Origin of the sequence: Methanovulcanius yangii (assembly GCF_018687785.1) — an archaeon.
Taxonomy (GTDB): domain Archaea; phylum Halobacteriota; class Methanomicrobia; order Methanomicrobiales; family Methanomicrobiaceae; genus Methanovulcanius; species Methanovulcanius yangii.
Window position 1 is genome coordinate 1596480 of the sequence record NZ_LTBL01000001.1, and the last position, 24192, is coordinate 1620671.

26 protein-coding genes and 1 tRNA gene are annotated in these 24192 nt (G+C 60.2%); 21 read left to right on the top strand and 6 right to left on the bottom strand.

What is annotated here, in order from left to right:
* The first annotated feature begins 71 nt into the window (after window positions 1–71).
* From AZH53_RS08115 to AZH53_RS08130, 4 genes are all read left to right on the top strand, one after another.
* Entirely contained in the window at window positions 72–1694 is a 1623-nt protein-coding gene (locus AZH53_RS08115; protein WP_319643010.1) for an aldehyde dehydrogenase family protein, read from the top strand.
* 9 nt (window positions 1695–1703) lie between these two features.
* A complete protein-coding gene (locus tag AZH53_RS08120; protein WP_319643011.1) occupies window positions 1704–2519 on the top strand; it encodes a proline dehydrogenase family protein in 816 nt (271 codons plus the stop codon).
* 58 nt (window positions 2520–2577) lie between these two features.
* Window positions 2578–3825, top strand: coding sequence for a serine hydroxymethyltransferase (locus AZH53_RS08125; RefSeq protein WP_319643012.1), 1248 nt, complete (start codon window positions 2578–2580; stop codon window positions 3823–3825).
* Window positions 3826–3932: 107 nt separating this feature from the next.
* On the top strand, window positions 3933–5087 hold the full coding sequence (locus tag AZH53_RS08130; RefSeq protein ID WP_319643013.1) for a CPBP family intramembrane glutamic endopeptidase: 1155 nt from the start codon (window positions 3933–3935) through the stop codon (window positions 5085–5087).
* A gap of 30 nt (window positions 5088–5117) precedes the next feature.
* Here AZH53_RS08130 and AZH53_RS08135 read toward each other — a convergent pair whose 3' ends face one another.
* Window positions 5118–5729, bottom strand: a complete 612-nt coding sequence (locus AZH53_RS08135; RefSeq protein WP_319643014.1) for a PH domain-containing protein — start codon at window positions 5727–5729, stop codon at window positions 5118–5120.
* A gap of 204 nt (window positions 5730–5933) precedes the next feature.
* Here AZH53_RS08135 and AZH53_RS08140 point away from each other — a divergent pair, with 204 nt between their 5' ends.
* The 12 genes from AZH53_RS08140 to AZH53_RS08195 all read left to right on the top strand — a co-directional run bounded on the left by AZH53_RS08140 (window position 5934) and on the right by AZH53_RS08195 (window position 17847).
* Entirely contained in the window at window positions 5934–6644 is a 711-nt protein-coding gene (locus AZH53_RS08140; RefSeq protein WP_319643015.1) for an MBL fold metallo-hydrolase, read from the top strand.
* Window positions 6645–6725: 81 nt separating this feature from the next.
* Entirely contained in the window at window positions 6726–7970 is a 1245-nt protein-coding gene (locus tag AZH53_RS08145; RefSeq protein ID WP_319643016.1) for an aldo/keto reductase, read from the top strand.
* A gap of 100 nt (window positions 7971–8070) precedes the next feature.
* On the top strand, window positions 8071–8676 hold the full coding sequence (locus AZH53_RS08150; protein WP_319643017.1) for a hypothetical protein: 606 nt from the start codon (window positions 8071–8073) through the stop codon (window positions 8674–8676).
* A gap of 169 nt (window positions 8677–8845) precedes the next feature.
* Window positions 8846–9928 carry an AI-2E family transporter gene (locus AZH53_RS08155; RefSeq protein ID WP_319643018.1) on the top strand — a complete coding sequence of 361 codons (1083 nt, stop codon included), beginning with the start codon at window positions 8846–8848 and terminating at the stop codon, window positions 9926–9928.
* Between the two features lie 21 nt (window positions 9929–9949).
* A complete protein-coding gene (locus AZH53_RS08160) occupies window positions 9950–11980 on the top strand; it encodes an Nramp family divalent metal transporter (protein WP_319643019.1) in 2031 nt (676 codons plus the stop codon).
* A complete protein-coding gene (locus tag AZH53_RS08165; RefSeq protein ID WP_319643020.1) occupies window positions 11977–13143 on the top strand; it encodes an ABC transporter substrate-binding protein in 1167 nt (388 codons plus the stop codon). The genes AZH53_RS08160 and AZH53_RS08165 overlap by 4 nt, the downstream gene beginning before the upstream one ends.
* 222 nt (window positions 13144–13365) lie before the next feature.
* Window positions 13366–13911: a GNAT family N-acetyltransferase gene (locus tag AZH53_RS08170; RefSeq protein WP_319643021.1), complete on the top strand. Its 546-nt coding sequence runs from the start codon at window positions 13366–13368 to the stop codon at window positions 13909–13911.
* A 265-nt stretch (window positions 13912–14176) separates the two neighbouring features.
* On the top strand, window positions 14177–14800 hold the full coding sequence (locus AZH53_RS08175) for a flavin reductase family protein (protein ID WP_319643022.1): 624 nt from the start codon (window positions 14177–14179) through the stop codon (window positions 14798–14800).
* Window positions 14801–14932: 132 nt separating this feature from the next.
* Window positions 14933–15121, top strand: a complete 189-nt coding sequence (locus tag AZH53_RS08180; protein WP_319643023.1) for a hypothetical protein — start codon at window positions 14933–14935, stop codon at window positions 15119–15121.
* A 106-nt stretch (window positions 15122–15227) separates the two neighbouring features.
* Complete coding sequence (locus tag AZH53_RS08185; protein ID WP_319643024.1) at window positions 15228–16001, top strand: potassium channel family protein; 774 nt, start codon at window positions 15228–15230, stop codon at window positions 15999–16001.
* Complete coding sequence (locus AZH53_RS08190) at window positions 15998–17008, top strand: ATP-binding cassette domain-containing protein (RefSeq protein WP_319643025.1); 1011 nt, start codon at window positions 15998–16000, stop codon at window positions 17006–17008. Before AZH53_RS08185 ends, AZH53_RS08190 begins: the two co-directional genes overlap by 4 nt.
* Window positions 17005–17847, top strand: a complete 843-nt coding sequence (locus AZH53_RS08195; protein WP_319643026.1) for an ABC transporter permease — start codon at window positions 17005–17007, stop codon at window positions 17845–17847. Before AZH53_RS08190 ends, AZH53_RS08195 begins: the two co-directional genes overlap by 4 nt.
* A gap of 258 nt (window positions 17848–18105) precedes the next feature.
* On the opposite strand, the gene AZH53_RS08200 is transcribed toward AZH53_RS08195, so the two are convergent.
* Together AZH53_RS08200 and trxA are read right to left on the bottom strand one after the other, a co-directional pair.
* The gene (locus AZH53_RS08200) at window positions 18106–18249 is read right to left on the bottom strand and encodes a hypothetical protein (protein ID WP_319643027.1); all 144 of its coding nucleotides are present in this window, start codon (window positions 18247–18249) and stop codon (window positions 18106–18108) included.
* Between the two features lie 573 nt (window positions 18250–18822).
* Window positions 18823–19251, bottom strand: a complete 429-nt coding sequence (trxA, locus tag AZH53_RS08205) for a thioredoxin (RefSeq protein WP_319643028.1) — start codon at window positions 19249–19251, stop codon at window positions 18823–18825.
* Between the two features lie 135 nt (window positions 19252–19386).
* Between trxA and AZH53_RS08210 the strand changes: the two genes are divergently transcribed.
* Window positions 19387–19461 (top strand) — tRNA-Met (locus tag AZH53_RS08210).
* A gap of 216 nt (window positions 19462–19677) precedes the next feature.
* On the opposite strand, the gene purF is transcribed toward AZH53_RS08210, so the two are convergent.
* From purF to AZH53_RS08225, 3 genes are read right to left on the bottom strand one after another with little or no spacing between them, the layout of a single operon-like run.
* Window positions 19678–21144 (bottom strand): amidophosphoribosyltransferase, encoded by a 1467-nt coding sequence (gene purF / locus AZH53_RS08215; RefSeq protein WP_319643029.1) that lies wholly within the window; start codon window positions 21142–21144, stop codon window positions 19678–19680.
* Window positions 21145–21157: 13 nt separating this feature from the next.
* Complete coding sequence (locus AZH53_RS08220; RefSeq protein ID WP_319643030.1) at window positions 21158–21340, bottom strand: 50S ribosomal protein L37e; 183 nt, start codon at window positions 21338–21340, stop codon at window positions 21158–21160.
* Window positions 21341–21361: 21 nt separating this feature from the next.
* Window positions 21362–21589, bottom strand: a complete 228-nt coding sequence (locus AZH53_RS08225) for an LSM domain-containing protein (RefSeq protein ID WP_319643031.1) — start codon at window positions 21587–21589, stop codon at window positions 21362–21364.
* A gap of 130 nt (window positions 21590–21719) precedes the next feature.
* Here AZH53_RS08225 and AZH53_RS08230 point away from each other — a divergent pair, with 130 nt between their 5' ends.
* The 4 genes from AZH53_RS08230 to AZH53_RS08245 all read left to right on the top strand — a co-directional run bounded on the left by AZH53_RS08230 (window position 21720) and on the right by AZH53_RS08245 (window position 23973).
* Window positions 21720–22217 (top strand): RNA-binding protein, encoded by a 498-nt coding sequence (locus AZH53_RS08230; protein WP_319643032.1) that lies wholly within the window; start codon window positions 21720–21722, stop codon window positions 22215–22217.
* Window positions 22218–22278: 61 nt separating this feature from the next.
* Window positions 22279–22653 carry a cell division protein SepF gene (locus tag AZH53_RS08235; protein WP_319643033.1) on the top strand — a complete coding sequence of 125 codons (375 nt, stop codon included), beginning with the start codon at window positions 22279–22281 and terminating at the stop codon, window positions 22651–22653.
* 2 nt (window positions 22654–22655) lie between these two features.
* Entirely contained in the window at window positions 22656–23189 is a 534-nt protein-coding gene (locus AZH53_RS08240) for a ZPR1 zinc finger domain-containing protein (protein ID WP_319643034.1), read from the top strand.
* 73 nt (window positions 23190–23262) lie between these two features.
* Window positions 23263–23973: a 2'-5' RNA ligase family protein gene (locus AZH53_RS08245; RefSeq protein ID WP_319643035.1), complete on the top strand. Its 711-nt coding sequence runs from the start codon at window positions 23263–23265 to the stop codon at window positions 23971–23973.
* Window positions 23974–24192: the final 219 nt, after the last annotated feature.

Here is a 24192-nt window from a genome sequence, read left to right on the forward strand (position 1 = left end):
CGGATCACTGACATAGGGCCGCATATCACACGTTTTTTCAGCATATTACCCCATATTGAGGATTATTCTTTTTGATCCAAACCATTATCACGGGTCAGGTGCTCTCTTCCCCCATCCACAACAGGGAGGCGAAGACGATGGGGAAAATCACCTATGTCTCACTCGAAGGAGACGAAACCATACACGAACAGTTCGAAGAGGGGCTTGCACAGGCGAACCGCCTGCTGGGAAAGACCCACCCGCTGTATATCGGCGGGAGAGAGGCATATGCCGGTGAAGTGTTTTCGGTCACCTCTCCCATCGACCGCCACCTGACGATCGGAACCTTCCAGCGTGCGGGTGCCGGTCTTGCGGGCGCGGCCATCGATGCGGCCGATGCGGCGTTTGGAAAATGGAGCAGTCGCCCGTGGGAGGAACGCACGGTGATCATCGAAGAGGCTGCCGACCGGCTGGAACATTCACTCTACCTCCTCGCCGCCCTCATCACCCTTGAGTCCGGCAAACCCCGGGGGGAGGCCATTGCCGAAGTCGGTGAAGCCATCGAACTCTTCCGGTACAACGCCCGGATCATGTGGGAACGAAACGGATTTGTCACCCCCATGCCCGCAAACACGCCGGAACAGCCCCATACGAGCGTGATGCGTCCGTACGGCACCTGGGCGGTCATCTCTCCCTTCAACTTCCCCCTCATGCTCGCCGCCGGGGCAGCGTCCTCGGCGCTGATGACGGGCAACACCGTCGTTCTCAAACCGACGAGTGCCACACCGCTTACTGCCATCCACCTCTACCACGCCCTTGCGGCGGGGGTTCCCGACGGCGTCATCAATCTCATCACCGGCCCGGGCGAGCCGTTCGGGGATGTCATCGTCGGTTCGCCGAAGGTTGCGGGCATTGCCTTCACCGGCTCACGGGCCGTGGGCATGCGGCTCAAACGCGAATTTACCGCATCCCAGCCCTATCCCAAACCGGTCGTCCTTGAGATGGGGAGCAAAAACCCCTGTATCGTCACGGCCCACGCGGACATCGAAAAGGCCGCGGAAGGGGTTGCCCGGGGGGCATTCGGGGCCACTGGCCAGAAATGCAGCGCCACCTCCCGGGTCTATGTCCACGAATCCGTCTTTGATGCCTTTGCGGGAGCGCTCACGCGGCATGTGCAGGATCTGCCGGTCGGGGACCCGCGCCTGAGGGAGACCTTCATGGGGCCTCTCATCGACGAACAGGCGGCCGGACGCTTCCGGGCATCGGTGGACGAGGTGCGGCGGGCGGGCGGCACCATCCTCTGCGGCGGCGATTTTGTCCGGGGCGGCATCCTCGACGAGGGATACTACCCCCAGGCGACCGTGGTGACGGGTATCCCCGACAGCCACCGCCTGATGAAGGAGGAACTCTTCGTCCCCTTCCTCATCCTCGCCCCGTATGCCACCCTTGCCGAGGCGCTCGAACGTGCAAATAATACCGAATACGGACTGACCGCGGGAATATTCACTGAAAACCCCGCCGAAGCGGACGAATTCTTCGAGCAGATCCGCTTCGGGGTCTGCTACGCCAACCGCAGGGGCGGCGCAACCACCGGCGGATGGCCCGGCGCCCAGTCCTTCGGCGGCTGGAAGGCGAGTGGTGCGACGGGAAAAGGGGTGGGGGGGCCGTACTACCTCCTGAGCTACATGCATGAACAGGCGAGGACACGGCTATAGGAGGGGCGGATGACAGGACAGCACGATCCCCATCGCTGGGCCCTTCCCGACCTCCCCTCCGCCCTTGCCTGGTGCAATGACCGCACGGACGAGGACATCCGGGGGATTCTCCACCCCCTCGGGGAATTTGCCCGGTCGCAATCCGAGGCAGAGGAGGCCGCGGAGGCATATATCGCCTGCGCCGCCGCCATTGCCGATGCAGGCACAGGCGCCTCCGTCGCGGTGAAGCCGACGGCACTCGGCATATCCTTCGACCCTGACCGTGCGGCGGAGATCTTTCGCACCGTCCTCGATGCCTGTGCCGGAGACGGTGTTGCGGTGGAGTGCGACATGGAAGGAAGCCCTACCGTCTCCCCGACCATCCGCATGGCCCTTGCGGCCGCGAACGAAGGCCACACGTTCACCATCGCCCTCCAGTCCTACCTCACCCGCACGGCCGAGGACATCGCCCGTGCCACCGGCGCGGGCCTTACGGTCCGCCTCGTCAAGGGGGCCTACCTCGGCGATCTCCGCGACCGGGAGGAGATCCGCCGTGCCTACCGGAATCACCTCCTCCTCCTCGCCCGCCAGCAGCACGCGTTTTGTATCGGGACCCTCGACCGCTCGGTCATCCACTGGGCGCAGGAGAACTTCCCCGACGCCCGCGACCGCATCGAGTTCGGGTTTCTGAAGGGCATCGGCGAGCGGACGGCGGCGCATATGGCGGCCGACGGGTGGCGGATTGCCCAGTACATCCCCTTCGGCAACGACGGCGGCATCTATGCCCGCAGGCGGGAGATCTACCTGAACCTCCTCGCCCGTTCCGGTGAGGCGCCGCTCCATTGAACGGCCCCCCCCGCCTCATACATTCCTCTTTTTCACCACCACCCTCCAACCATAGTACATGGACCGGGTATCAGGCGACCCCGCCACCTCAGAGGCCGTCCTGGCGGAGATGAGACGCCAGCACGAGACCGTCACCCTCATCGCATCGGAGAACTATGCAAGCCCCGCGGTGCTCGAGTCGGCGGGAAGCATCCTTACCAACAAATACGTCGACGGCGTCCCCGGCGCACGGGAGTACATGGGCTGCGAGCACTGCGATACGATCGAGCGCCTCGCCCGCGATCGCCTCTGCGCCCTCTTCGGGACGGAGTACGCAAACGTCCAGCCCTACTCGGGCTCGGTCGCCAACCTCGCCGTCTACCTGTCGGCGCTCCGGCCGGGGGACCGCATCCTCTCCCACGCCACCGGGGACGGCGGGCATCACACCCACGGCTCTCCCGACCACATATCGGGACGCCTCTATGACGCGGCACGCTACGGGGTCGACCCGGAAACCGGCCTCCTCGACTACGCGGAGATCGCCGCCATCGCCCGCAGGGTCCGGCCCCATCTCCTCATCTGCGGGGCAAGCGCCTACCCGCGGACCATCGACTTTGCCATCTTCGGTGAGATCGCAGAGGAGGTCGGCGCCACGGGACTCGCCGATATCGCCCACATCGCAGGGCTCATCGCAGCAGGCGTCCATCCTTCCCCGGCGGGCCACCAGGAGTGGATCACCACCACGACGCACAAGACCCTCCGCGGGCCTCGCGGCGGGGCGATCATGTGCCTGAAGGAGGACGCGGGCGCCATCGATGCGGCCGTCGCGCCGGGCATCCAGGGCGGCCCTCTCATGCATACCATCGCAGGCAAGGCGATCTGTTTCGCCGAGGCCCGGACAGAGGAATTCCGCCACTATGCCCGGCAGGTCGTGACCAATGCCCAAACCCTCGCTGCCGCCCTGGAAACGGAGGGGCTTGCGGTCTTCTCCGGCGGCACCGACAACCACCTCCTTATCGTGGACTGCGAGGGGACCGGCCTCTCCGGTCATGCGGCGGAGGCCGCCCTCTTTGCCGCGGGCATCTGTGCAGACCACTGCCCGGTGCCGGGAACAGGGCAGGAATATGCCACCGCAGGCGGCATCCGCCTCGGAACGCCCGCGGTGACGACCCGGGGCATGGGCGAAGGCGAGATGCAGGCACTCGCCGGGCACATCGCCACCGTCCTCGCCCGGCCGGATGACCGGGACACCCTTGCGGGGGCACGGGAGGAGGTCCGGTCCCTGGTCACCGGGTTTCTGCCGCCGGAATCCCCGCTGAAGGATTAAATTTCAAAAATATACCATATACAGCGTAATTCGGGAAAACCAAAGCTTCATATTTTTTCCCACCGCGATAACTTTTACCAGACACTGGCAGGGCGGCAGGAGCAGGTATGAACAAATATGGGAATGAGAAGGAGGACGGGACGTATCTTCCGGGCATCGCCCTCATCCTTGCCGGCCTCTTTGCCTGCCTTGCCCTCGTCGCCTGCGGGTGTGGCGGGGTCGAACTGCAGGAATTCGCATGGTCCGGCCTCGAGGTCTTCCCCCTCGCCTTTCTTGCCATCCTCGCCTGGGGGAGCACCCGGCGCCCGGAACTGAGATGGGCGGCATATCTCTGGCTGCTCTTTACGGTCTTCATCATCTACGCGGCGACGCTCGTCTTCGGCATCCTCAGTCTCATCCCGCCCGGGGGGCTTCCCGGCGGCACCGGCGCCCTGCTGGAGAACGGGGCCACCTCCCGGAGTACATGGCTGATTGCGGCGGGATGCTTTGTCGCGGGGCTCTTCAGCCTCATGCCCTTCGAACGGGCGTTCTTCACCCGGTTTGCCCGCCGCCTCCCCCTCGACGCTGACTCGCCCGTTCATATGCTCGCGCTCTGCGTCGTCCTGGCGGCGACCCTGATCCCCCTCGTCCCCCTCCTCGTGACGGGCAGCCCCCCCTATCTCTCGCCGTTCTTCCTCGCAGGAGCGCAGACCGGCGGGATCACCCCGGCGGCGGGCGTCGGTCTCTACAGCCTCTTCTGGATGACGGTCCTCTCGGTCGTGGCCGTCGGGTTCTGGATCACCCGCAACGGGACGGCGGTCCTCGCACGCCTCGGGCTCGTCCGTCCCACCGTCCGGGAATGCGCCCTTGCAGTCGGGGGAGGGGCGGGACTTGCCGGCTTCTTCACGCTCTTCAACATGGGCATCGGCGCCCTGTGGGGGGCGTTCGGCTGGCCCGTCACCGACACGGCGGCATTCACGGTTCTCATCGCCCACACGCTCACCCCGACAGGCATCCTCCTCCTCGCCGTCTCGGCGGGAGTCGGGGAGGAGATCGCCTTTCGCGGCGTCCTCCAGCCGCGGTTCGGGATTATCATCCCGTCGCTCCTCTTCGCCTCCCTGCACAGCTTCCAGTACGGCTGGGACGGGCTGATCTCCGTCTTCCTCCTTGGCATCGCCTTCGCCCTCATACGCCGGAGGACCTCCACCACGGTGAGCGCCATCACCCACACCGTCTACGACCTCGTCCTCCTCGCAGCCCTCATGGCAGGCGTCGCTCTGTGAAGGGGGTACCAATAAAAAAAGATATTTTCCCTATTTTTCGGCTATCGTCCGGAGAATCGCCTTTATCTCACGGAGTTCTGCGAGGACGTCTCCCGCCTCCGGCGCGGCGGAAGTGGGGAACGGGCGTCCCTGCACGGATTCCGCGCCGCCGGTCACTGCGGCAACAGGGGGTCGTTCCCGGACATACCCCATGATCATGTCCCGCAGGGGAGCCGGGTCGGCGATGCCGTTGAGCCGGATCTCCGCGGTCGCCTTTGCCGAGTAGCCGGCGGTCTGGATGCGGAGATCGGAGATGCCGAAGACCCGCATCACCGGCCCCTGCAGGATATCGACATTCGTGATCCGGTTGTAGGGGACGATGCCCGTCTGCCGGAACCAGACGCCTCGCCGCCAGGCGATCTCGGTCTCGTTCAGGTTGTAGACGACGGTGTCGAAGTAGAGGCGCGCCCAGATGAGAGTGAACCCCACCACCACGAGGAGGAGCACGATACCCGCCACCAGCCAGGGGAACCCCGCCATCCCCAGCGGGAAGATGAGGAAGAAGAGAATGAAGACGACGAGGAGGAGTGAACTTGCGGAGAGATAGGTCCGGTAGGCCGGTTCCGGTCGGAAATCCTCTCCGATGCGGATGGTCTCTGTCATGCGTAATTCATCATCCTGCGGGGCAATAGAGGTTGCCGTGGCAGAGAACCGTGGAGGGACACATGGGATGGCGACATGGTCCGCCTCCACGGAAACGCTCCACGGACAACCTCCGAATCGCCGGCATTCATCGCTCCGGCCGTTCAGCAGGTTAAGCCAACCTTATATGCTATACCTGCACAAGCCCGATACTCAGTCAGGCCTATGAACGACACCTCCGATACCTGCCGGGTGCATGCCATCAGGAGCGGGACCTCCCATGCCTACCTCCTGACCGGCGGCAGAGGCGCCATCCTCATCGACACGGGCAGCGGCACCGATATCGACCGCTTCGGCGATCAGCTTGCAGCGGCGGGCATACGCCTTCAGGACATCAGCCTCCTGATTCTCACGCACGCCCACTATGATCACGTCGCCCTTGCAGCAGAGATACGCGAGCATGCGAACTGCCGGATCCTCGCCCATGATGCAGCCGCACCCTTTCTGAAGCAGGGCCATACCCCCTTTCCCCACGGGACGGGGATCGTTTCCCGGGCGATATCTTCGGCAGGAACCGGATTTTTCTCCGCTAAAGGCGATTTCACTGCCTTTTCTCCGGACATCACCATCAGCCGCCGCACCGTCCTCGAGGAGTACGGCCTTCCCGTGACCGTCCTTCCCACCCCCGGCCACACGGCGGATTCCCTCTCGGTGCTCACTTCCGCCGGGGACGCATTTGTCGGCGACACCTGCTTTCATGTCTTCCCATGGACCGTCATTCCGCCCTTCGCAGACGACCCGGCAGCACTCGCTCTCACCTGGGAGGCACTCCTCGCGGAGGACGTCACCACCTTCCATCCGGGCCATGGTTCTCCCTTCGGCCGCGACCTCCTCGAACGCTCGCTCCCTGCCCTGCGAAGAAAGGCCGGGCGCTGAAATCTCCATTTTTCCCGTACCGTCACGGTTATGGCGCCACCGGTATAACGACTCATCATCATCAGGACGAGCGGTGAAACCATGCAGTATAGGACCATGCCCTCGGGGGACGACCGCCTCTCCGCCCTCGGATTTGGGGCGATGCGGCTTCCCCTCGCGGCAAAGAGGATAGACGAGGAACGGGCGACCCGCCTCGTCCGGGAGGCTATCGAGGCGGGGGTCAATTACATCGACACGGCGATGCCCTACCACAACGGCGAGAGCGAGAGCTTTCTCGGCCGGGCGCTCGCGGACGGCTACCGGGAGAAGGTCTATCTCGCAACGAAGCTTCCACCCTGGTCGGTGGAGGCACGGGAGGACATGGACCGTCTCCTCGTAACCCAGCTTGCCAAGCTGCGCACGGACCACATCGATTACTACCTCCTCCACAGCCTCACCCGCCGGAGCTGGGAGCGGATGCGGGACCTCGGGGTGATTGAATTCCTGGAGACGGCAAAGGAGAAGGGCAGGATCCGCCACATCGGGTTCTCCTTCCATGACAATCCCGAGGCATTCCGCGAGGTGGTCGACGCCTATGCATGGGACTTCTGCCAGATCCAGTACAATATACTCGACGAATGCCACCAGGCCGGGACCGCAGGCCTTGAATACGCCGCCGCCCGCGGCCTCGGCGTGATCATCATGGAGCCCCTCCGCGGCGGCCATCTCGCGAGGGCCGTCCCGGACGAGGTGCGGGCCATCGAGGCGGAGACCGGGGTGTCCCGGACGCCCGCCGAGTGGGCTCTCAGGTGGATATGGAACCGTCCCGAAGTCACCGTCGTCCTCTCCGGCATGAGCGATGAGGCGCAGCTGCGGGAGAACATCCGGACGGCTGAAGACGCCCTTCCCGGTTCGCTTTCGCAGGGCGACCTTGCAATGATGGCACGCGTCCGCGACATCTACCGGGACCGGATGATGGTGGACTGCACGGGATGCGGCTACTGCATGCCCTGCCCCTATGGGGTCGACATCCCCGGCTGTTTTGCCCACTACAACAATTACGGCCTCTTCGGAAAGGAACCGGCCGTCCGGTATTATTTTGCACAGATGACCGGGATCATGGATAAGGAGGGGTATGCAGGCCTCTGCCGCGGGTGCGGAAAGTGCGTCCGGGCATGCCCGCAGCACCTCCCCATCCCGGACCTCCTGCAGGATGTCTCCCGCACGTTCGAGGGCCCTGCCTTCACGGTGCTCCGCCCTGCAATGAAGCACCTGAAGGGGATCCACCGCCACTGGACAAACCTAAAAAACCGCCGCTATGCGGCATCCGGAGGAGAAGAGTCATAATACATCCCGGCATCCCCGGCAGGGCCCCGACCACCGCCGGTGCGCCCCGTGTGAATCGCGGACGCCCACATCTCTGTCTCCGGGGGAGTGGCCAATCAGGGTGACCGTCGCCGGGAGGGTTATCACCCTCCACGACGGCGTTCCGGCCGCCTCCGACGGATTCGTCACCGGCCTCGCCGCTACAATCAGGGATTCCTGCGGGTATGTAATGACCGGCCCCTACCTCGCCACCCTCTTCGGGAGGGAAGGCGGATGCCGGGAGGCAGAGTTCCTCCTGCCGCACCTGAGCCCCTCGCTCTTTCTCGACGTCATGGCAGGAATCCGTGCGGCCGGGTATACCATCATGACGCCGGGGGAGGAGAGGGACCTCTTCCGGATGGTGGGCGGGCAGGGCATCCGCATCGCCCCCGGGGACGGGTTTTTCCCCAACGCACTCGTCCGCTGCATCCATCATGACGCCGAGGAGTACGCCTACCTCCACCGCCGCCATCTCCGGTTCGGCCCGCACCGCCTCTTCATCACGCCCCCGGAGATTCTGATCCCCTCCATACTCATGCCGGGAGCACACTGCGGGACTTCGGGGGACGCCGTGTATCTCCATACCCTCCTCGAAGATCAGCTCTGCCGGCGGGATCTCAGGACCTGGATACGGCATCTCGGGGTCACGGCGGAGGCTTCGGCCGCAGGAATCGAAGCACCGCCCTGAACCGCCGCACCGGCGTTTCCGGCAGAACCCCGGCCGATTCCCCTCTCTCCTGCACCCTGCTACTTTCATGAGAGAAAATCGTTGTTTTAATCCCGGATTTCGAAAAAATTATGGAAATGCTGATGTATCCGGCAGGCAACATGAACATACATTAAACGGAGATATCCCCATGGCCGCACGGAATTTTGCCCAGTGGCAACAATATATCATCACCGGCGGGGCGCTCGCCCTTCTCATCATCGGGATGATGATGACCGCCGACGTCCTCAATATCATATTCTTCGGCTTCTTCTTCGCGCTGCTCGGCGCTCCCTTCTCTGCGTGGCTGCAGGAACACCGGGTCCCGCTGCCCCTCGCCGTCGCCATCGTCCTCGGCCTTCTCTTCATCGTCCTCGCATCATTCTTCGGGGTGTTCGCCCTCTCGTTCGGCCTCCTGATCGAGGATCTCCCAACGTACCAGGCCCAGCTGAATGCGAACCTGTCGGCGATCACCGTACTCCTGCAGCAGTACGGGTTCAGCGGGTTTACGGAGGAGACGTTCCTCCATCCCGACCTGTCCACCCTCGTCAAACCAGCGGTGACCATCCTCTCCAACCTGACCGTCGTCGCTGCGGATGCGTTCTTTGTACTTGTCATTGCCGGATTCGTCCTTCTCGAACTCCCCACCTTCCCCGAGCGCCTCCAGAAGGGATTTCCTGCCCACGACGACATCCCTGCAAAGGTGAACCGCTTCATCCGGAGCGTCATCGACGTGATGATCGTCCGGACCAAGACGAACATCGTCCTCGGTGCCGCCATCGGCGCCTTCTTCTGGGCGCTCGGCGTCGACCTTGCCATCATGTGGGGCGTGCTCGCCATCATCCTCAGCTACATCCCCTATATCGGCCTCATCCTCGCCTGTATTCCGGCCATCGTCCTCGCATGGCTCCAGTTCGGGATCCCCGGCGCCCTGATCGCACTCGTCGGCATCGCGGTGATCAACTTCGTCGTCGAGACGATCTATTTCCCCCGGATTGCCTCGCGCCACCTCAGCCTGACGGCGCTCTATATCCTCGTCTCCCTTCTCGTCTGGGAACTGATCCTCGGGCCTGCAGGCATGTTCCTCTCGCTTCCGCTTGCCATCGTCGTCGCATTCATCCTTGCCTCACAGGAGGAGACACGGTGGCTTTCGACACTCATCACGGAGACCGGATCACCGGACGAAGAACCGTCTGAGACGATCTTTCGCAGAATACGCAAACGGATCGGATAATCATCCCCCAGGGAGACGGCAATGAAACGCAGCGGCACCATCCACCCCTTCCGGCCACCCCAACCTCCATCCGGAACCACCGGACGAAAGGACGGTGACGGCCGCTTTGCCGATTCACTCCGGTTCATCGGTCCCGGCCTGCTCCTTGCCATTGCGGCAGCAGGAGAGAGCGGTATTGCCGAGGCAATCGAGATCGGGGCACACTTCGGCTATGCCCTCATCTGGGTGATCATCCTCACCCTCGCATTCAAGTTCGCCTTTGCAAACGGCATCGCCCGCTACACGCTCGTCACCGGAGAGACGATCTTCGAGGGGCTCGGGCGCATCCCCGGTCCCCGGCACTGGGCCAACTGGCTCGTGATGGCCATCTATCTCCTCGAGATGTTCGCCTTCGGGGGCATGCTCCTTCTCGGCGCCATCTTCATGGACTACCTCCTCCCCGGCATATTCTCGCCGGAGATCATTGCGGTCGTGACCATCACCGCCTCCATCCTGCTCCTCTGGAAGGAGTCCTATGAACGCCTCGAGAAGGTGATCCTCGCCATCGCCCTCCTCCTCTTCTTCGGCATCGGATTCTCCCTCATGGAGTTCCCCCTCGCACTCGGGGCGGTCGGGACCGGCCTTGCCCCGGCAATCCCCGAGGGCTCGCTCCTTGCCATCATGGCCCTGATGGGAGCCGTGGGATCCGGCCTCAACCTCCTCCTCTACTCCATCTGGCTGAAGGAGAAGACCGGAGGGGCCCACGGCATCACCTATTTCCGGCGCTGGATGCCCGCCATCAACCTCGACCTCGCTCTCGCCTTCCTCTTCATCGGCGTGATCACCGTCCTCTTCATCTCGCTGGGAGTCACCGGGTTTGCCGTCTCCTATCTTCAGCACGGCGAGGCGATATCCCTCGACGCCCTCATCGCCCAGGTCCTCTATGTGATCGCGTATATCCCGCACGGGGTCCCGATCTTCCTCGTCTTCGGGTATTTCGTCATGTTCGGTGCCGTCCTGACCGGGATGGACGGTCGCGCACGGGCGATCGCCACGTTTCTCCGGGGGGAGGTCGGCGTGCGGTCGACCGAGCACGACCTCTACCGCCTCCTCCTGATGCTCTTCTCCCTCATGATCCTCATTGCGGTCTTCGCAGGCGAACCGCTTGCCATCGTGCACATGGTTTCGGCCGTGGCCGCCATCGCCTTTGCCCTGATGGGATTCGTGCTGATGTATCTGGACGTGCATCTGCCGGAGGAGGCGCGTGGTTCCCGCCTCTGGCTGCTCGTCATAGGCGCGGGCAGCACCGTCTTTCTCCTGATGGCGCTCTTCATGGAGGAGGCCGTTCTCGCCTTCGGTCTCCCGCTTGCAGAACGGCTCATCGTCGTTGCCTTCGTCCTCTTCCTCTTTGCCCGGACGAAGCTCTTCCGATCGCTCATTGCCGGGACGGCCGGGCGGTGGGACCGGCTCTGGGCCGTCTTCGTCTTCGGCGCCCTCTCGGTGTACGGGACATTCCGCGGAATTCCCTACGGAGATCTCATCATCAACTTCCGTGACCTGGGACCCATCATTGCAGGGATGGCCGGCGGACCTGTCATCGGGGCGGGGGCAGGGCTCATCGGAGCCCTGTACCGCTACCCCCTCGGGGGAAGCACCGCCACCGCCTGCGCCGTCGCGACGGTTGCGGCGGGCATCATCGCGGGCCTCTACACGAAGATGTACCGCGGCGACATCACCGTGCTGAGGGCGTGTCTCCTTGTTGCGATCATCGAAGCCGTGCATATCTTCGTACTCGTGCCGCTCTTCTCCGACATTCCCTCCTTTGCCGCTTTCGTCGAGATCGTTCGGGTCACCTTCCTTCCGATGGTCGCCGCCCAGTCGCTCGGCGTGGTCATCTACCTCTTCATTCTCGCCGACGAGGGGCTCTCCCTGAAGGAGCGGTTTGCCGCGCGTCCCGGCCCCGAAAAGGGGAAAAAAACGCAGGGAGACGGGGATGACGGGAAAACCACGGAATCCTGCACCGTGGAGACGGAATGCCTGCCAGGAGCGCCGGAAGGAGGCGATGAGCAGTGACGAGAGTTCTCGAGATCTTCCCGTATATCCTCGCCGTCTGCCTCATCGGTGCGACCTCTGCCGGGATACTAATCGCCGTCCCGTATTCTGGTGAGAACGTGACGATAGATGTGGGAGTCCTTGTTCCCCTCACGGGGGATCTTGCGGTCTACGGCGGCGATGTGCTGGAGGGCATCAATATAGCCGTCGATGAGATCAATGAAGGAGGCGGCATCGGGGGAAAGGATGTCCGCATCATCTGCAGGGACACCGGAGGTGACCCGGACCGGGCCGCCGCGATGATGGAGGACCTGGCGGATCAGGGCGTCCCGGTCGTCATCGGGCCGGTAACCAGCAGCAGTGCGATTTCGGTTGCCCCCATCGCCGAGAAGAAGCAGATCGTCATGATATCCCCGACCGCCACGACCCCCCTCCTTTCCGGGGCGGGCCGGTATGTCTACCGGACGATCTCCTCGGATACCTACCAGGGCCGGGGCATGGCAACGGTCCTCCGGAGTCTCCACCCGGAGGTCAACAGCGTCGCGGTGCTCTATATCGAAAACACCTACGGCGCCGGCCTCAGGGAATCCTTCACCGCTGCATGGACCACACAGGGGGGGACGGTCGTCTGCGAAATCCCCTTTGAGAACGGCCGCACCGATTTTAGCGCGGTCATCGCAGCCGTCCGCGATTCGGATGCCGACGCCGTTGCCCTGATCAGCTACCTTCCGGAGGCGAAGGCCATCTTCCGGGAGGCGGCCCGGCAGGAGCTGGGGGGGCCCTGGATAGCCTCGGACGCCATCGTCACCGCGGAGTTCATCGCCGCGGCAGGGCCCGCGACGGAGGGGATCGTCGCGACGATCCAGGCAAACCAGGTGCAGTCCCCTTCCTTCATCACCGAATACTGCCGCCGGACGAATGCCACCTCCGTCAACTGGCAGGCGGCCTATGCCTACGATACGATGATGATCATCGCCGAAGCGATCGAACACGGAGGATATACGGCGGACGGCATCCGCAACCATCTTGATGTCATCCGCTACCTGGGCATCTGCGGGCCGAAGGTCTTCGACGAAAACGGGGATATTCCCCCTGCATTCGATGTGATGCGGATCCGGGACGGGAGATGGACCCGCGTCCCCTGGACCGAACTCGCGGAAGCGAGCGAAGTCCGTCAGCATTGAAGCCAAAATACGACAGATATGAGATAGGTATAAATACAGCTTCCAAATGTTAATCATACACAGCATATAAATGAACCCATTGCATAGCATAAATTTATATTAGATTGTGCCAAACTACCTGAAAACAGAGATGCATGAAGGGCCCCATTCCTTCCGTAGATATGAATTCCCTAATACATCTCAAGAATTTGAATTGCATACCAGATTGTAAGGAGACAATGAATGGCACATCCTACCCTGACAACAGAACGGCTGCTCCTCAGGCCGTTTACCCCCGACGACGCCCGTTCCATTGCCGGCCTCGTTGACAGGGCGTACAACCCCGCCCGGCAGGAAGATGTGGCGGTGAATGAGAGCATCGATATCATTGAAGACCGCCTGGCGTTCAACCGCGGCTGGGCCTGGGACGGTTCTTCGGTAACCTTTGCGGTCGGTATTGCGGAGACCGGCAGCCTCATCGGAACCAGCACCCTGATGAACATCAACCCCGAACACCGCAATGCTATGCTCAGCCTCTGGATCGCGCCCGATCACCGGTGCAGCGGGTACGGTACCGAGGCCGCGGAGGAGAGCATCAGATATGGGTTTGATACTCTCGGGCTTCATCAGATCTATGCGATCCGGCTTCAGGACAATCAGCTCTCTGCAAAACTCATGAAACGGCTGGGTATGCGGCAGAAAGGGGTACTCGAGGAGTATTTCCTCCATAACGGCACCTATTACGACTGCATCCTCCATGCCGTCATGGAGAGTGACAGATCACCCTGATATACACATTTTCCACGGATAAAATTGCATTTTCCCGCCAAAACAACTGAAATACACCAAATAATCATTTTTCAGCAATTTATCCATAATTTATCCATGAAATTACCGCAAAAACCAAAGAATATTCGCGAAATCAAGCGGATATTCCTTATTCTATAGTTTTTTACGATCAGAAATCCACCTCTCGGTATCCCCACACGCGTGGGGACCAGTATCGCAGGGGCAGCCGGAATCAGGGAATCGGGCTGCCTCGGGAGGTTTCCAGATGCAGCAAAATACAGACAACCATACAGCGTCCGGGACGGCGGTTGCCAAAAGGGCATCGAAGAGAAAAGTGGGCACCAATCTTTTTCTCTGCCCGATGCCTGTCACCATCGTCGGGACCATGAACGGCTCCAAACCCAATTTCGTCTCCGCCGGCTGGGTCACCCGGGTCAATACCGCCCCTCCGATGCTCGGGGTCGCCATCGCAAAATCGCGCATCACCCCCGCATCCATCCTGGACGAACAGGCCTTCAGCGTCAACTACCCGAACCAGGATCTGCTCATCGAGACCGACTACTGCGGCCTCGTCTCCGCAACGACCAACGACAAGTCCGGACTGTTCGATACGTTCTACGGCGAACTCGGAAACGTTCCGATGATCGAAAACTGCCCGATGAGTGCGGAATGCGCCCTCGTGGAGATGATCGATCTCCCCACCGACTACCTCTTCATAGGCGAGATCGTCGCCGCCTATTCGTCGGACGACTATTTCAGGAACGGAGTACCGGATGTCCGGAAAGTCAACCCCATTCTTCTGACCATGCCCGACAATTCGTACTGGACCATGGGCGAGTATGCCGGGAAGGCATGGACCCTTGCCCAAGGCTACAAAGGCAGGGCCTGAATCCTGCACAGGATGGGGACAAAACCCCCTTTTGTCTCTTCCGGAGCCCTCCCGGGGGAGAAAACTCAAATACCGTGCACGAGAGTATTCAGATATGGGACCGCAGGGCCCCATTCCAGGGTGAATGCATACATGTGGGTTAAGGTTGAACGACCCGACGGGGAGATTGTGGAAAAGGAAGTCCCCCCCCGTGCGTATCTTACCATCGGTGACGTGCTGGAAGACGGATCCGTCATCATCGATCTCCCGTATTCGGAAGACGATGACGACGATATGACAGCCTATGGCCTCTACGACGGGGATGATGACGACTTCCTCTGAATCTTCCGCCTGCTAAAGACGGCATACGGGGGCAGGGAGCCGCCGGTGCGGTAGAGTACCCTGACATATGGCGTACAGAACAGGAGACGCCATAACGGAGAGTATCATGGGAGAGAAGAACACAGGATGCCAAAGAAAGGTGCTCGGACGGTGGTATGGCCGGACGGAGAATCGATTCCTCTTCCTCCTTGCAAGCCTCATACTCATCATTTTTGTCTATCCCTTCGCCGAATCGTTCGATACGGGAGGCCTCATCCTCAGGGTGCTGACGACGGCCATTATCATCCTCAGCGTCTACGCCCTTCTCGACGTAAAGCGCCACTTCATCATCGCCGTACTCCTCCTCATTCCGACCGTCGTCATGTCGTGGGCCGAATACCTTGGACAGGAGACGGCCTTCATCAGCACCTTTGCCCTCCTCACCAACATGGCATTCTTCCTCTTTGTCACCCTCATCATACTCCACCGCATCCTCACCACCCGCATCGTCACGAAAGACACCATCTACGGAGCCATCTGCGTCTATTTTCTCTTCGCCTATCTCTGGGGCGCCCTCTATCTCTTCACCGCCCTCACAGTGCCGGGCTCCTTTGCAACATTCTACCCCGATACCGCGGTGCTCCCCACCATCGGGTTCGGTGAAGCCATGTACTTCAGCTTTGTTACGATAGCCACACTCGGCTACGGAGATATCATCCCTGTCGGCAATGTGAGCAGGTCGCTTGCGATGCTCGAGGCCGCAACGGGCGTCCTCTTCGTTGCAACCTTCGTCGCCCGCCTGGTGGCCCTTGCCGGGACCGGCAGCCTTTCCCCCACGGACGAAAAGATGGGGGATACGGGCTCCTCCCGAAAAGACGAGGAGGAAGAGGAGGAGAGATGATACCGGCAAAGAAGGAGGCCGGTGACGTCGCAGCTGCCCCGGCTTTTGATGACGTGATCATCAGAGTCGACGGCCTTCGCCACCGTTACGGCGATTTCGCGGCGGTGGACGGCGTCTCCTTTGCCATCCGCAAAGGGGAGATCTTCTCCTTTCTCGGCCCCAACGGCGCCGGAAAGAGCACCGCCATCAACGTCCTGACCACGCTCCTGCGCATCCAGGAGGGGACGGTGACGATTGCCGGCCACGACCTCGCCCGCGACCCCCGCCGCGTCCGGGAAGACATCGGCATCGTATTCCAGGAGGTCACCCTCGATCGGGATCTGACGGTGGCGGAGACGCTGGAATTTCACGGCATGCTCTATGGCCTCCCACGGACGGAACGGCGGAGACGAATCGAGGCACTCCTCGACCTCGTCGAACTGACCGCCTGGGCAAAAGTCCGCACCAAACGCCTCTCAGGCGGTATGAAACGCCGCCTCGAGATTGCCCGCGGCCTCATGACCCGCCCGGCCGTCCTCTTCCTCGACGAGCCCACCATCGGTCTCGACCCCCAGACCCGCCTGAAGATGTGGGACTACCTGCAGGCAGTGAACCGCGAGGGTACGACAATCTTTCTCACCACCCATTACATGGACGAGGCCGACCGGCTCTCCGACCGCATCGCCATCATCGACCATGGAAAAATCATCGCCGAAGGGACGCCGCTCTCGCTGAAAAACGCCCTCGGGGAGGACATCATCATGCTCTGCACCGGTGACGACCAGGGCGCAAAGGAGGCCATCACCGGGATGGACGGGGTGGCCCGGATACAGGAGACCACCGCCGGCCTCACCCTCCTCGTCGACGGCGACGGCACCCACATCCTTCCGAGGGTGATGCACCGGCTGGAAGAGGCGGGCATCGGCGTGATCTCCGTCAACCTGAAGAAACCCTCCATGGACGACGTCTTTGTCCACTTCACCGGCCGCGAGCTCCGGGACGCCACCGCCCGGGAGGAGAGGGAATGAGAATCTTCGGCTTCTTCACCGTCTACTGGCGGGACATGCTGCGGTACTTCCGGTTCAGGACGCAGCTCTTCTCCTCACTCCTCCAGCCCGCCCTCTGGCTCGCATTCTTCGGCATCGCGATGGCGGCGAACTTCGACAGGATCATGATGGGCGATACCGGGGGGCTGCCGGGGGTTCCCGGCGTCGGGTACATCACCTTCATGGCGGCAGGAGTGATTGCGATGAATGTCCTCTTCACCAACCTCTTCGGGGGCTTCATTCTCCTCTTCGACAAGAACTGGGGACTGATGCGCGAGATGCTCGCCTCCCCGATGCCCCGCCGTGACATCATCTTCGGCCTCTGCCTGTCGGGGGTGACGAAGTCCTGCATTCAGGCGGCGGTGATCATCGTCATCGGCCTCCTTCTCGGCGTCAGCTTCTTTGGAGGGAAGACACCCGCGGAGGTGGCATGGTCCCTCTGCGGAATATTCGCCTTCATCGCGGTCTTTGCCATCGGATTCCTTTCGCTCTCCACCGCCATCGCTCTCGTCACCGAGTCGCCGGAGGGATTCCAGGGGGTGACGACGCTCCTTACGATGCCCCTCTTCTTCGCCTCGAATGCCCTCTATCCGACCGACGCGTTTCCCGAAGCCCTCCAGTGGCTGGTGGCGGTCAATCCCCTCACCTACCTCGTCACCGGCATCCGGCACTTCGCCATCGGGGATCACTTCACCGCCATCGGCGTGGAGTACCTGACGACGACGGGGGACATCCTCATTGCATTCGGGGCTCTCCTTCTCTTCTCTGCAGCGACCTTTGCCCTTGCATGGCGGACCGTCGAACGGGCCGTCATCACCTGAGCGAAAAAAACAGGGAAGCCTCTCGAATCGAACTCGGACAGCGACTGGCACAAAAAGCGATGATACCAGCAGAATGGAGATGAATATCTCCATAAACCCACATACGGTTTATCTCCTTATTGTATCGGTGCGTACGCAGGAATGGACAAAAGTTGGGGGAAAATGCCCCGGGAACGGCCCGTGTCCCGGGACGTGGATCCTGCAACGGCGATGGAACATTGGAGGGAGGGCGGGGTGACCGAAATTCAATGTCTCTTTCTAGTCAACCTCATCCCGTTCGGATACCATGGACAGAGTTTCGCGATCCTCGATGTGCCATTCGGACGCATAGTCCAGGCTCGATATGTCCGAGTACCTCTCGGGAACATACTCATCGCGTTCCTCCATGTCATAGATCCTCATGGGCTTTAAGGCTCCAAAGCCGGGTATGAAACCAAACTCCATTTTTATCTACATTGAAGCCTCTTGCAGGCTCACATATAAAGGTTTCGGCGTCGCCAACCCAATATTTGAACCCCGATTGGCAAAACAGACCTTAGATACGTCCAGATATCCATTCGATTAAGAAATACAGCCATATGGGGCAAAATTTTGATTTTTAAAGGTATTTTTTTTCAAAAAATAACTTTAAGGCATTATTTTCCGATTTAAGCGGCAAATACTCCGGATCACCATATTCCGGAGGAAAAACATCCCCACGAAATTCACCGGCCGCGCATATTCTCACGACTAAAAATCATGACAAATACGGGGGGTGCCGCAGAAATATTTATAGCAGACCCATGTCACGGGCCTGATGATCCACCATCCGCATATGAATGTATCCTTATCCAGGCACCTCGGGGAAGGGGGAAGTAATCTTCCGGCCTTCGCTGTCCCCGGGATGCCGTGAGACGGTTTCAGGCGGACTTTGGGCACCTTTTGATAGGCGAAATCCCCGACATTCTTTCAACAGTTGTCGAAGTCAAAACCCGGTCACGGAAGGAGATCAAATGCCGAGACCATGTGCTTTCGAATGATTTCCTTCGGATAGGCGCCGGTGAGGCGGCCGACCATCTGGCCGTTCCTGAAGAACAGGAGCGTGGGAATCGCACTTATCTGGTACGAACGAAGCACACCGGGGTTGGCATCCGCATCGCATTTTGCCACCGTCACGATACCGGCAAACTCAACCGCCAGTTCGTCAATCACCGGCCCCACCGTCCGGCACGGCCCGCACCACTCCGCCCAGCAGTCAACGAGAACACACTCATTGTCACGGACGATCGCAGGAAAATTCAGGTCGGTGACCTCCACCACCCCGGTTGCCTCGCCTTCCCTGCCCATCACCGCTTCCAGTTCCAGGCGGCGCTTTTCGCGCAGCCTTTCGAGCTCATCATCGCCGAACCCTTCGGTCATACTCATCCGGTACGTCCCCCTCCAATATATTGATGACTGCAAAATGCCTCCACCGCACAAATTTTCGGAAATACGGCCGCAAAGGGACAATGAAAAGTTATATCAGTAGACGAACCATAGTAGTATGGCACAGTTCTCGGAAGCGAGGTGGGGTAGTCAGGAAATCCCGACGGGCTCATAACCCGTAGACCGATGGTTCAAATCCATCCCTCGCTATTTTTGCAATTATTTCTGTTTTATTTGTTAATTTGCTGACATCAGGCCATTTCCCCGCAGGGATGCCCATCTGCCTGAATTTTTTTTGCTGCACCGGTTTCCCATGTACGACACATCATGCCTGCATCACACCGCCCCTTCCTCCGGCGCATGATCTGCCCGGCATGAGATACCAAAAAGAAAAATCACCGGAATCCCGGTGAAAAAAATATCCGGTTATATCCGGGACGTATCCGAAGGGGACTTCTCCACCGGAGATGCATCCTTCGAGAAGGTATCAAGCCCCGACTGATAGGTACGTGCGACACACCGCATCAACCGCGGACAGCAGCACTCGGTTCCTATGGGAATCGGATATTCACCGGTCAGGCACCCGGTGCAGAGATCCTCACCCGGGATGCCCACTGCATCGATGAGCGCATCGAGCGTGATGTGATGCAGCGAGGTTGCCCCGATGGATGATCTGACCTCCTCGTTGTTGAGATCGGACGCGATCAGTTCCGCACGCGTGGGCATATCGACACCCAGATAGCACGGTGCCTTGATGGCAGGCGACCCGATGCGCATATGCACCTCGCGCACTCCCGCCTCCCGGATAATATTGATGATACGCCGCGACGTGGTCCCGCGAACAATCGAATCGTCGATGAGCACCACAGAGCGGTCCCTGAGATGGTTCCGGATAGGGTTGAGCTTCATCCTGACCGCCGCTTCCCGGTCCTTCTGGGTCGGCATGATGAACGTCCTGCCCATGTACCTGTTCTTCATCAGCGATTCGAGGAACCGGATCCCCGACGCCTCGGCGTAGCCTGCCGCATGGGCGGTCCCGGAATCCGGCACCGGCGAGACCTGGTCGGCCGCAACCGGGGCCTCCTCAAAGAGCGCCTTTCCTATCCTGCGCCGGACGTCATACACCAGCCGGCCGTCGATCACCGAATCGGCACGGGCAAAATAGACATACTCGAAGATGCAGTGCGCCTTGTGGGAGGCCTCTGCGACCATCAAAGACTCGATGCCCTCCGATGTGATGCGTACGAGTTCCCCGGGGCGCACGTCCCGCAGGAACGTTCCGCCGAGCGCATCGATGGCGACCGACTCCGAACAGACGACATGCCCGTGATCCGTCTTGCCAAGGCAGAGCGGGCGTATGCCGAGGGGGTCGCGGAAAGCCCAGACATCACTGTCCAGCATCATCACGACGGAATAGGACCCCTTCAGCTTCTGCATACAGATCTGAACCGCTTCGAGGACATCCTCCGACTTTCTGAACTCATCTGCGATGATATTCCCAATGACCTCGGTATCGCATGTCGTGCAGAAGATCTGCCCGCGTGCCTCAAACTCGTCCCTCAGCTGTTGTGAATTGACCAGATTGCCGTTATGGGCAATGGCGACCTTATGGTTCCTGAAGGTAAAATTGAATGGCTGAACATTCTCCGGTATCTTCGACCCGGTGGTCGGGTACCGGACGTGGCCGATACCGACGGTCCCTGCAAGCGAGCGGAGTACCTCCTTATTGAAGACCTCTGACACGAGCCCCTGCTCCTTATGCTTGTAAAGCAGACGCCCGTCAAAAGTAGATATTCCCGCGCTCTCCTGCCCGCGATGCTGCAGTGCATAGAGAGCATAATACAGCGGGAATGATGCTCCGCCAGCATCCACGATGCCAACGATTCCACACATGACTAATCCGGTATTAGTGAGTTGGAGTCTTCGGTTTCTTGCTCATCCAGCGGTATTTGCGCAGCCGTGGGCTCTTACCAAAGCCGCAGGAGGAGCAGACTTTATGGCGTGCGTGGAAGGAGATCTTTCCACAGCGTCTGCATGCAATATGCGTGTGTTTCTGCCGTTTTCCCATTGAGGGTGTGCCTTTGCTCATTTCTTGTCACCTGTATGAAATTTATTCCACTGACGGGGAGATATAAAGTACATTGTCCCCGCGTACGATTAGAGTCCCGCGTTTCTCGGTCACTCCGTCAATTTCCTCCTCTGCATTGTCGAGGACGAGGTTCATATGGACATCGTATCCCTGAAGGATACCCCGTAGCTCCCTGCCCCCTTTGAGGCTGACGATAACCGGTTTCTGGTTCAGAGCCTTATCTAAAATTTCCAATGGTCTTCTGGTCATTCGACTCCCTTCTCTAATCGATGAGGATTAGTATAATTGCGCAAGGAAGATAGATAAATATAGCGACAATACACCCCGCAACCGGAGGCCCTCCGGGTAAAAAATCTCCAGAATGAGGTCGAAAGAACAAATGGCAAAAATATCACCGAAAAAGAGGCACACCATCCGAAAGTCAAAACAGTCGAAAATCTTCGCGGCGTTACGCGAGGAGATAGGGGAGAGCGCAGAGGCCTACACAGGAAAGAGCATCGAGATGGTCGAAACGACCGGCGAGACGACGGTCTTCCTGGTCGACAGACACCCCGTGATCATGGAGATGGGCGAGATAGTCTTTCCCACCCTGCGCGGGGCAGTGGAGCGCCCGTTTCCTGAAAAGAATATTACCGTCGATGCGGGCGCCATCGCATTCATGGCAAAAGGTGCGGACGTGATGCGCCCCGGCATCGTGAAGATCTCCCCCGATGTCAAAAAGGATCACCCGGTCCTCATCATAGAGGAACGATACGGAAAGCCGCTGGCCGTGGGAATCGCCCTTTATGACGCAGAAGAGATGGAGCTCTGTGAGACGGGAAAAGTCATCAAAACCATCCACCATGTGGGTGACGATCTATGGAATATGGAGATCTAAAGAGCCCCGCAATACCACGGGAAAGATATCCTTAAATAAATTCATTCGATAATGTATTTTCATGTCAGTCCTGGACAAAATCCTCGGCAAGGGCCCCTCTCAGGGAATCGAGTCCGATTATATGGATCTCGATCTTGCATCCTTCGAGACCGTATCGGGTGACCGGCCGGCCTCGATGTACGTCAAGATCGCCGCAATCAATGACCTGAAGGACACACCAAAAGTAAAAGACGAGGTCTATAACGGAAACATCGTCATCGTCGACATTTCCCGACTGAAGATGGATAAGATCACCTACGAACGCGTTCTCAAGGACCTCTCTGCCGTTGCAAATGACATCAACGGCGACATTGTCGGCCTTGGCGACCAGAAATACGTGATCATCACCCCGATGTCGATCAAGATCTCCCGTGAGAAGATCGTCGGAGGGGCCTGAGGGTGCGCCGGGTCATCGTCGCCCCGTGCCCGTTCTGCTCCACTGAAATAGAATACTTATACCAAACGGAAGAAATTCCATATTTTTCGGATATTCTCCTGACGACTGCCATCTGTCCCAGCTGTGGCTTTCGCTCGGTTGATGTGATGGTCCTCGGGGAGGGTGAACCAGTCCGGTACGAATTCTCCGTTTCAGAGCCAAAGGATCTGGAGGCGCGGGTGGTTCGCAGCACCACCGGGCTCCTCCAGATTCCCGAACTGGGAATCCTGGTCGAACCGGGGCCTGCATGCGAAGGATTCATCACCAATGTCGAAGGCGTCCTCCAGCGCCTCGAAGAGGTGATGGACAGGATCCTCACCTGGGCCGAGGGGCAGGAACACGACACTGCAGTTGCGCTGAAAGAGAAGATACGGGAGGCGAGGGACGGCGGGGTCCCCTTCACGCTGATTGTACAGGATGAGGACGGCAACAGTGCCATCATCCATCCGGCTGCAGTGAAATGCGAACCCGTCAAGATGACCGAAGACGAGTGCTAAAACCCACCACCATCCCCTGTTTTTTTCACCCGCGATAATGAATAGATATGAGTGTTCCGCCCCCCGGCGGTATGTGATTGAGGCACACCCCATACCCGAGCATGCGGACCTCGTCCAGGCCATTCAGCGCATCGCCATGATCTTCTCCCTCGCACCGGCCCAGTACCACCGGGTCCCCCATGTCACCCTCTATGGCACGTTCGATCTCCGCGAGGGTGCCGATGAGCAGCAGGTGACGGCCGCCATCGCCGGGGCCCTCGCCACTGAACGCCCGCCCAGATATACCTTCGACGGCTGGGAACGGCGGCAGACCGGAGGGACGTGGGCCATTGCCTTCCGGATTAAACCCTCCCGGAGGCTTGTTGCAATCAGAAAGCGGCTTTTGCGGGCACTCGAGCCGTTCACCGTCCCGGAATACGGGCGTGACGTCCCCGGCAGACCCGGACGCGGCGAGGAGGTCTGGTTTCACTGTACCCTTGCCCGCAACCTCTCCGGCGAGGAGTGCAACCGGATCTGGCGATACCTGCGCAATGCGGAGAAACAAAATGCCCTTCACCGGCGCCTGTGGCGCTTCATCCTCTACCGCGTCCTGAGCCGCCCGCGGACGACCAGTCTCCCTGTCCAGCCCCTCAGGACAACAAGCGCCGTTCTCCGGGTCACCCTGATGAGGGGCTTTCGGATCGTCCGGGCCTACGACCTGGTTCATCACCGCACCCTCTCCCGTGATGAAGCCCTGAATCGTCCGCTCTGGAGAAGAACCCTCGAGGAATACCAGGGCCGCTGACGAACGGAGGTTCCCGGCGGGACCGGGTTCCCGTCCCGATATTTCTCCCCCCTCCACTAAAAATTCTGAATTTCCAATGGTTTGAGAAAAGAACCGCTATTATACTTTTAGAATGGATACCGACAGCCAATCATCGACATGGCAGTGATATACTACCAAAGAACGCCGTAAGGATTCCATTTTGTTGTTTTGCGCCTGTATCCATCAGTTCAGGCGCCC